General features: G+C 37.4%; 6 protein-coding genes. 4 read left to right on the forward strand and 2 right to left on the reverse strand.

Features of this window, described 5'->3' with window-relative positions; translation table 11 throughout:
* Positions 1–287 precede the first annotated feature (287 nt).
* Positions 288–428 carry a hypothetical protein gene (locus ACNF42_RS08090; RefSeq protein ID WP_443340254.1) on the reverse strand — a complete coding sequence of 47 codons (141 nt, stop codon included), beginning with the start codon at positions 426–428 and terminating at the stop codon, positions 288–290.
* A 242-nt stretch (positions 429–670) separates the two neighbouring features.
* Between ACNF42_RS08090 and ACNF42_RS08095 the strand changes: the two genes are divergently transcribed.
* A complete protein-coding gene (locus tag ACNF42_RS08095; RefSeq protein WP_443340255.1) occupies positions 671–3,439 on the forward strand; it encodes a S53 family peptidase in 2,769 nt (922 codons plus the stop codon).
* A 369-nt stretch (positions 3,440–3,808) separates the two neighbouring features.
* On the opposite strand, the gene ACNF42_RS08100 is transcribed toward ACNF42_RS08095, so the two are convergent.
* Complete coding sequence (locus tag ACNF42_RS08100) at positions 3,809–4,732, reverse strand: hypothetical protein (RefSeq protein WP_443340256.1); 924 nt, start codon at positions 4,730–4,732, stop codon at positions 3,809–3,811.
* Positions 4,733–4,749: 17 nt separating this feature from the next.
* Here ACNF42_RS08100 and ACNF42_RS08105 point away from each other — a divergent pair, with 17 nt between their 5' ends.
* The 3 genes from ACNF42_RS08105 to ACNF42_RS08115 form a co-directional block, all read left to right on the forward strand.
* Entirely contained in the window at positions 4,750–5,148 is a 399-nt protein-coding gene (locus ACNF42_RS08105) for a hypothetical protein (RefSeq protein WP_443340257.1), read from the forward strand.
* Positions 5,149–5,196: 48 nt separating this feature from the next.
* The gene (locus ACNF42_RS08110) at positions 5,197–8,040 is read left to right on the forward strand and encodes a hypothetical protein (RefSeq protein WP_443340258.1); all 2,844 of its coding nucleotides are present in this window, start codon (positions 5,197–5,199) and stop codon (positions 8,038–8,040) included.
* 315 nt (positions 8,041–8,355) lie between these two features.
* Positions 8,356–8,646: transposase (locus tag ACNF42_RS08115; RefSeq protein ID WP_443340259.1), on the forward strand; the 291-nt coding region annotated here is incomplete at its 3' end.

Raw genomic sequence — 8,646 nt, forward strand, 5'->3', positions numbered from 1 at the left:
AGTGTTTCATTTTTCACATGTCATGGTTACAACATTGAGAAGAGTGAGGGTGAAGTTCATGTTTGCATGTTTTGCTTACAATGTACATGCATTGAAGATCATGATGGGATAGCGGTAGCTATGAAGATTTACATGAAATATAAGGGAAATCTTTAGAAATAGAACTTGAAAATGCTGTTATTGTTCATATTGCAATGAAAATCACGAACTACAGAACGAAGATAGCAGAATTAGGGTGGTTATTCGAAATCCTCATTTATTTGTCTGTTTTGGTAAGATATAATTGCTTAGTCTTCCTTTTCCTGAACGTAACAGTAAAATCTTCTTCTTGTGTCGGTAAGACATGTTTTGACACTAATGAGAGATTCCTCCCTCAGATGCTTCAGAGAACCCATAAGAGCCCTCTTGGACAATCCTGTCTCCTTCATCAGTGTCCTAACATCAGCAATTTTCAAACTTTTAAGTGTCAGCAATATCAATCGTGACGATGGTGTCAGTTCCTTAAATTTTTCTTCGGTTATCGTAAAGCCCTGATTAGTTTATCCGTATAAATCTTACTGAAATCAATTTGATATTATTTATCTTATTCTAAGTATATTTTAACCTTTTTTTAATGCAATATACACCTAAGATAGAATATAAATACCATATGTGTTTGTATTTAGTTAGCATGAATCGTATAGTTATTTTGTTGATCGCTTCAACTATGATTTTGCTTGGAATTGCAGGAGTTGTAAGCGTTGGTCATACCGGTTTGTCATCGAGAATTAATGAATTAAGTGGTTCAGAATTAATTTCAGTGCCCTTATCCGTCTCCCATAGTGTTCCCTTTGGAGATCAATACTCCTTAGTTACAACACATCTTAACAGAAGGATCTCAGTCATGGTAACACTTCAATTTTCCAACGAATCACTGTTAAAGTCATTTTTAGCCGGGCAAAACGATAAGAATTCCCCATATTACCATAAGTATCTTTCGGCTGCCCAGTTTGATAAATATTTCTCACCCTCGAAATCTCTCTATGACAAGGCAGTTGAATACTATCTAAGAGAAGGTTTCACCGTAAAGACATACAGAGATCACGTTTCATTTGTCCTAAAGGGTACAATCGGGCAATTTCAGGAGGCTATGCAGACAAGTATAGGTACATTCCAGGGAAAGGGAAGAAATTATATTGCACCAGTCGGCTCAGTATATTTGCCAGCCTTTCTGTCTGCAGATGTAATAAATATTGCTGGTCTAAACACTAAGCACGTAGCCACACTGAATTTTGAAAGATCTCCATATTTCACATCTGGCAGTAGTGGTCAGTTACTTTATGGATCAGATTTCCAGAATGCATATGGGATTTCAAAACTATACCAATCAGCAGGATATCCAACAAATGAAACAGTGGCCACCATATTATGGTCAGGTACAAACAGCGCCGGACAATCAGTTGCTCCCTTTGTTCCCTCCGATATATGTACCTATTACAATAAGACAATACCTGCTGGAGAGCCTCACTCGAAGGTTTATGGTGCCCCTATTGATGGAGCCCCAGCACCTGGGCCTTCAGCAGCCAGCGATCAGTCTCAGGCAGATTTTGAGAGCACTTTAGACCTGGAGATGGCCGGCTCAACAGCGCCCGGTGCAAGCATTGTCGAAGTTTATGGTCCACAGGCAACTCAATCATGTCTCGATCAGGCCTTCGCATATATCCTTAATCCAAACTCCTCCTATCCACAATTGAACAACGTAGTGGCAATTAGCAACTCATGGGGAGGAGCAGACATGACTGACTCTTCCTGGACATCCTATGAGCAGGAAGCTGCAGCCAGAGGAATTACTGTATTCGCATCATCCGGTGATGATGGAAACACAGGAAATGTCAGCCCAAGTTTTCCCGCCACTGCATCATATGATACATATGGAATAACAGCAGTTGGGGGAATATGTACAACCCTTTCCGGTACTGCATCTACCAATGGAAGCGGCACCACTGGAATACAGACCGAATCAGTATGGTATAACACTCCAAATTCAGGAGACGGTTCACAGGGTGGTGTAAGTGCAGTCTATGCTGAGCCATCATGGCAACAGGACAGCAGTGATGCAAATTCCGTGATAACAGGAGCCTCATCCATTACTGGGGTAAGTTCAGGAAGAGGAACACCCGACGTTGGTGCAGATGGAGCTAATATGGAGATATGGATTACCTATTCTGGATCAACTGGCTATCAGGAACTGTGGGGAACCAGTATAGCTTCGCCACTTACAGCTGGTCTATTTGCAAGTCTGGATTATTATGTCGGTCATAAGGTAGGTTTCATTGACCCATTCCTTTACCAGCTTGGTCAGGCTCAATACAATGGATCGCTTTCAGCACCTGCATTCTATTTCGTAGCCAACGGTTCAAACGGAGAATTCAGTGCAGCAAAAGGATATAATCTTGTGGATGGCTGGGGTTCAATTAATGCCTATAACTTTGCCCAATACTACATTAATGGAATTCCCACATCTTCCTCACCTCCACCAACAACACAACCACCATCAACTCAATCCAACGGTGTATTTTCTCAGGTTAACGCAACTACAAGCAATATCGCACTTTACTCGGTACCTGAGGCTGAAGAATTCACAGTAAACAATACATACACTGCCAATAACGTGGTGCTCTATCTCTCTGGATCGGGAACAATAGATGTATCCATTGGAACATCAGTATTCGGTTCTCAGATATTGGCCAACCAGAGTTATAACATAGGCTCCTCAGCTGGATGGTACAAGTTATTCTTCAGCAATGTTACATTGAGCGCCTCAACAGATTACTTCCTCAGTGTGTATCTGGCTTCTGGGTCAACGGAGTGGGGTTACACAACATCCCCAAGTGTTGATCAGGGTGCGGTGCAGGACTACTGGTATTCAGGTTCAACACTTGAAAATGATAACAGCTATCCTGATATTTACGCAATAGGTTATTACTCGCAGACTACGAGTAATTCATCCCCACCTCCTACTTCTACCACCCCTTCAGGAATATTCGTAGAAGTAAACGCAACCTCATCTAACATAAATACGTACACAGTACCGGAAGCGGAGGAATTTACGGTATCTTCAAGTGTAGAGGTAAACTTCCTTGTGCTATATCTTTCAGGGGCAGGAACTATTGATGTATCAATTGGAACATCTCTCTTCGGTTCTCAGGTTATGTCAAATCAGACATTTACAATTGGTTCAACAACCGGGTTCTATAACTTCACCATACCAACAGCAACTCTTAACTCAGGCACAGACTATTACTTAAACGTTTATGACGCCTCTGGATCGTCCACAGAATGGGGATATACATCATCGCCAAGTGTTGATCAGGGTGCGGTGCAGGACTACTGGTATTCAGGCTCTACTTTAACCAACGATAACAGTTACCCCGATATTTTCTCATTAGGTTATGCCTGAGTGAAGATTCCTTTTTTATAGATTATCAATTTTTTAATTTTTTTATTCCTTACCCAACTTTTTGCCTTTTTTGGATATTTTGTTGTTTTCGGTTTTATTCTATCTCATTTAATGTATAAATTTTTACAGACAAGAAATGAACAAATCAATCATTGACTATATGCAGTAGTATGTCCTAAATTATGGTCACCTGGAAAATAATGTTAAGTGGAAATGAATTAAAAATATGAGGTATTCATTTGACTGTATCTGAACGCCATAAAATATTTTCTTTCTCGTTATAAAAAATTCGTGAAACTGAACCATCTAAAATTTTAACAAAGAGTCAGTATGAGTCACCTGTAAAAAATGAGTAAGGGATTTAATCCTTTAGTTTTCAGGCGGTGGGACTGTATCAATAATATCCGAAAAATTGAGGAAAATTTTCCACTTCTGAAATTTACTTACAGATTCAAATACAATCTTGGAAAAATCATGATAACTGCACTTTGGAACAACAAAGGCAAAATTGAAATTTTTTCCCACAAGTTTTTCAGGAGCACCCAATATGGGTATTTCATACTCATCGGCCTTACTGCTGAAGAAGTTTATCAGTTCATTACTGAATGTCGCTTCATATATTCGATCTTCAGATGATACTATTTTAATCTCTTCTCTTTTACTCAGTAGATTATTTGCATCCTTAAACAGAGCTCTTGTCTCTGAATCTCCTATCTTTCTTATTTGTCTATTCCATATCACTCCCATCGACAAAATTACTGGATCTTTAGTAATGTTTAGGTACTCTGGTGGAATGGTTGCCGATAACTCAATATATTGAAGATCCACTGTTCTTGCTATCTTCCTGAAGCTATCAAGAAATCCACTGGTATGGCCTAGAAAATCAATCTGCAAATTACTTAAATCCTGACCCATTTCATTGATTATTCTGGTCAAATTTTGTAAATCAACTCTGTGAAATCTGAAGATAAACTTAACTCTGTAACTTTTTAAAAATATGGCATCCATTATGGTAGAGCTCATATCCATTATTTTTTTGTGAAGCTTAAACATCCTGGTATCGGTTACGTCAATAATGTTTGAGAAATAGTAATCTTTCAAATGAATCTTATTTACTTGAGACTTATTCTCATTTTTTTTACCATTGAAAACAAAATATCCTCTTTCTGCTTTGTATCTGATTCTTCCCACAACATCATACTCTTGGCCCCCTATTCCACTCAATAATTCTTCAGAGTCAAAACTCAGTTCACATCTAAAATCCAGAATTCTTTCAAAATCCTTTATGATCATACATGGAGAACAAATACATGGATAAATATATTTATAGACTATATCAGTCCCTTATAGATTGTGAAATAAGAGGTACCTTAAAAATGAAATTCAATGAGGAAAAAGTTCTCGAGATAATGGAAGAATATGGAGTCATTGGAGACGAGGAATATGGTGGGGATGGGAGCGATGGAGAATTCGTTTTGGTGGGCATCATATATGGCGTTTTCATTACATCAAAGGATTCAATAACACGTCTCAGGAGGGAAGATATGGAAATTTTCAAATACGGTGAATTTTCATATATTGTCTGGTTAAAGGATGAGGAAGAGGAAGATATGGAAGACGTAATTCAATGGAGATCAATTCCAATCGCTCTGGAAGGTCCATTTACAGATAGCGAAATTGTTGGATTAATCAATGGTGGCTCTCTGTAAATTTTTAAATCGAATAGGTTTAATAGCTTAATATTAATTCATCATTTAATGAAAGAAGTATATAAGGAAGATTCGGCAGTTAGTGAGATAATAGGTGCTATTCTTCTTTTTGCAATCGCAAGTGTTCTTTTAACATCGTTCATATTATGGTATGTGCCCAGTACAGGCACAAATAATGATATTGCATATCAATCCTCTACACAACAATCTTTTTCCTCATTGGATTCAAAAATGCAATCAAGTTCATTTGTTCCCGGGAAGGCAATATCTCAATCTTTTCCGCTAGGAATAAGCGGAACTCCACCTTTTACACCGACACAAAGTACAAACCTCCATTATTCAAGTAACTTTAATGGAACCATGAGATATAATGCAACCGTTAATTACTTTGTCACGAATACAACTAAAACAAGAATTGTTGCAGCTGAGGCAAACACTTCATCTTCCAATATACTCACAAATACGAAGGTCAGTGATGAATTCACTTATTCAATTATTTTTAGAGAAATAGGTCTTAGGTCTGGGTTTTTTTGGACAGTTGAACTGGGAGGGGAAGAGTTATCTGCTGGGTCAACCGGTTTAACGGTTCCAAGTATAATCTCTTTTTCGGAACCTAGAGGTACCTTCGAATATCACATCTTCGCAAGTAATGCCTCTTACAGACCATCTCCCTCATATGGCAGCGTTGTTGTAAACCAAAGCAGTATTATAGTGCCCATATCGTTTTCTGATTTTAATGTGAATGGTGTGGTTGCAGCCGCAACAGGTCCAATTGGAAATATAAACGACATAAATGAAACTAACTTTGTGGGTGTAGTTGAAAATCCAAATGTGTGTGACGTCACATATCCAAGTTATTGGCTAAATTATAGTAATCAACTTCCCACTGCAAATGGTGAAGGTTCAGGTTTTTACGCTTTAGCTTCACAAGAATTCTATACCCCGGCTCCAAATACGCCCGTAAACTATGTTCAATTCTACATTGAACCGAATATGGTATATTATGAACAATTTTCTCAGGGATACGCTCATATCGTCGTAAATATAGGGTCCGCTCCCTTTCAAAACAAAAGTAATTTTCCATTTTTATATTACAATCTGACAGGGACAGATATATCTAATCATGTTTCAGGTTTAGTCACGTTAAAGTTTCCTGGAGATGGTATAACACTAAGTACGACCGGTCCATACTATTTAAATTTTTGGGAAGCGGTAAATGAAAACACATCATCATCTGGTAATGGAGGAGGAGAATTATGTTATGAAGGTAGTGCCGGCTCTCCACATCAGGGATGGGGATACGGTCCTAATGAATTCATAGGCACTATTACCAGTCCAACTCAAGATATAGGAACAGGGGCAGCCTATGATTTCGCTACAACAAGTAAAGCGGAGGGAGTATTTAATGGGGGATTTTTTGGTAACTCTTATAGCTACACAGAGTTTTTTATCTCTCACGATGCCATATCTTCAAGTTATAATCCCTATTATTTCCTGTTGGGGTATACACCTCATGTTGCAGCCTCAAATTCAACAGTGATAGTAAATGAGGTAGGTTTGCCTACTGGAACTGAATGGAATGCCACAATCAATGGAACCCAGTTAAGTGGTACATCTTCAAGCATAGATTTTAGTCTTGGAAATAACTCACAATATTATTATCAGATACCTGCAGTGGGCAATTATGTTGGTAATATTTCTTCGGGGTACATCACCGTTGATAAGAATGTGGAATATCTAAATATCACATTTTCCCTTCCTGTTGGTCCAGTACCTTCAAATTGGGGGACTTCTGATTATGCTCTTCAATATTTTAACGTAACTAATGAACAATACATTAATTATGTTACCCTCTATCTTTTAAATTTTTCGATTGTGCCTTCGAATTACGTTAGTGGTAATATTCAAAATAAAATAAATATAACAATATTAAATGCCACAAACAGTAATGTAATTGTCTCGATTTATGACCAGCAAATAAATTCAAGTGGATGGCACCAATTTTTCTTTGATGAACCTAAGGGTCTATTATTTAAACCGGGGGCTTATGAGATTAAGGTTCAAGATTATGGTGGGGATCGGAACGAAATAGGTTGGGGTTTTACAACATCTGGAGGTTTTGATAACTATATGAAGTCCCAGGAATCAAATCAATTAATAATAGAAAAAAATGTAAACAAGAAGAGCTACTTAACTGCATACTATGGTGGATTGGGATCACAGGTTTCTGTATCAAATCAGGTTTTTGTATTTGAAATAGGTTATTACAACGTAACTACCGCTTATCATTACTATAATTACACAATAAATTCAACATTAGAATTCAAGGGCTCAATCTCATCTGGTGGAACTACCCAGTTCGTCATATCAGAGACATATTCCCTTCAGGACGGAATCATTATAACCGCAGGTAAGGGTGTAACTTATGTGACAGTAAACCCACTGCCAATAGAAATTGTTAATACATCCCCATACGTTTCAATATCCGCTAAAACTTTCAATATGTCTATGGCCAACAATACTGCAACTTCAGTTAGCGGATCAGGCAGTACTATAGTTTCATTAGATGAAACTTCGCAAAAAAGCGTTCAGTATATTCTAGGTCGTGACTATAACTTTAATAATACAGTTGGTCAGGTTAGGGGTATTAAACTAAACAAATTTCTCTATACGGTGAATACCAAATACGCTCAATACTGGGCAGACACCTTCTTTACAGAAATTGAAGGAAGCAATTCTCATTATAATTATACAAACTTCTACTATCTAAACCCAAACCAAGGTTTCCATTTCTATCTTTCAAATAACACTGAGGCAGTTGTATTGACATCTCCAATAAACCTTGGGGCTATGACTTTCATATCCTCAAATATTTCCATAAACTCAATTTAAATTTTAAAAAAGTATAAATAACATTATACTAGTTTTTTGTAAATAATCATTATAGTAACCATAATTTTTATTCAAAAACCGATGTTATAAATTATGAACTTCGTTTTTGTTTGTATTCGAAAGGAAAAAATTTTTTTAGCAATATTGAGTTATGATCAGTAACTCAGAACCAACCAAGTTTTAACGTTCATCGAGTATCCAGATAGTATCCCGAATTTTGTGTAAGAACAAATGAAATAACTCCATCAACAATGGATAAATTTCATGAAACATAAAAGGATGCCTCCTTAGAACAACTCAAGGAGGCAATGAATAATGGAAGAGTTTGATAAAAAGATATCGGAGATTGTAAGGAAGACAGTGAAGGAGTTCATGGAATCTCTCATGAAGGGAGAGATAGAGGCATTCCTTGAAGAGAAGAAGGGATCAAGGAATGGATATTACGAAAGGGATCTTGGAACAAGATACGGAAAGATCAATGATCTGAGAATTCCAAGGGATCGGGATAACGAATTCCAGACAGCTCTATTTGAGAAATACCAGCGTAATGTTGGTATTGATGATCTTGTTGTATCCATGTATTCAAAGGGAATATCCACAAGGAAG

It is taken from the genome of Cuniculiplasma thermophilum (assembly GCF_052315355.1).
Taxonomy (GTDB): domain Archaea; phylum Thermoplasmatota; class Thermoplasmata; order Thermoplasmatales; family Thermoplasmataceae; genus Cuniculiplasma.

Excerpts from the sequence above, each read along its gene's own strand:
- ACNF42_RS08090 (WP_443340254.1), bottom strand. The coding sequence starts at position 428 with ATGAAGGAGACAGGATTGTCCAAGAGGGCTCTTATGGGTTCTCTGAAG.
- ACNF42_RS08095 (WP_443340255.1), top strand. The coding sequence starts at position 671 with ATGAATCGTATAGTTATTTTGTTGATCGCTTCAACTATGATTTTGCTT.
- ACNF42_RS08100 (WP_443340256.1), bottom strand. The coding sequence starts at position 4,732 with ATGATCATAAAGGATTTTGAAAGAATTCTGGATTTTAGATGTGAACTG.
- ACNF42_RS08105 (WP_443340257.1), top strand. The coding sequence starts at position 4,750 with ATGGATAAATATATTTATAGACTATATCAGTCCCTTATAGATTGTGAA.
- ACNF42_RS08110 (WP_443340258.1), top strand. The coding sequence starts at position 5,197 with ATGAAAGAAGTATATAAGGAAGATTCGGCAGTTAGTGAGATAATAGGT.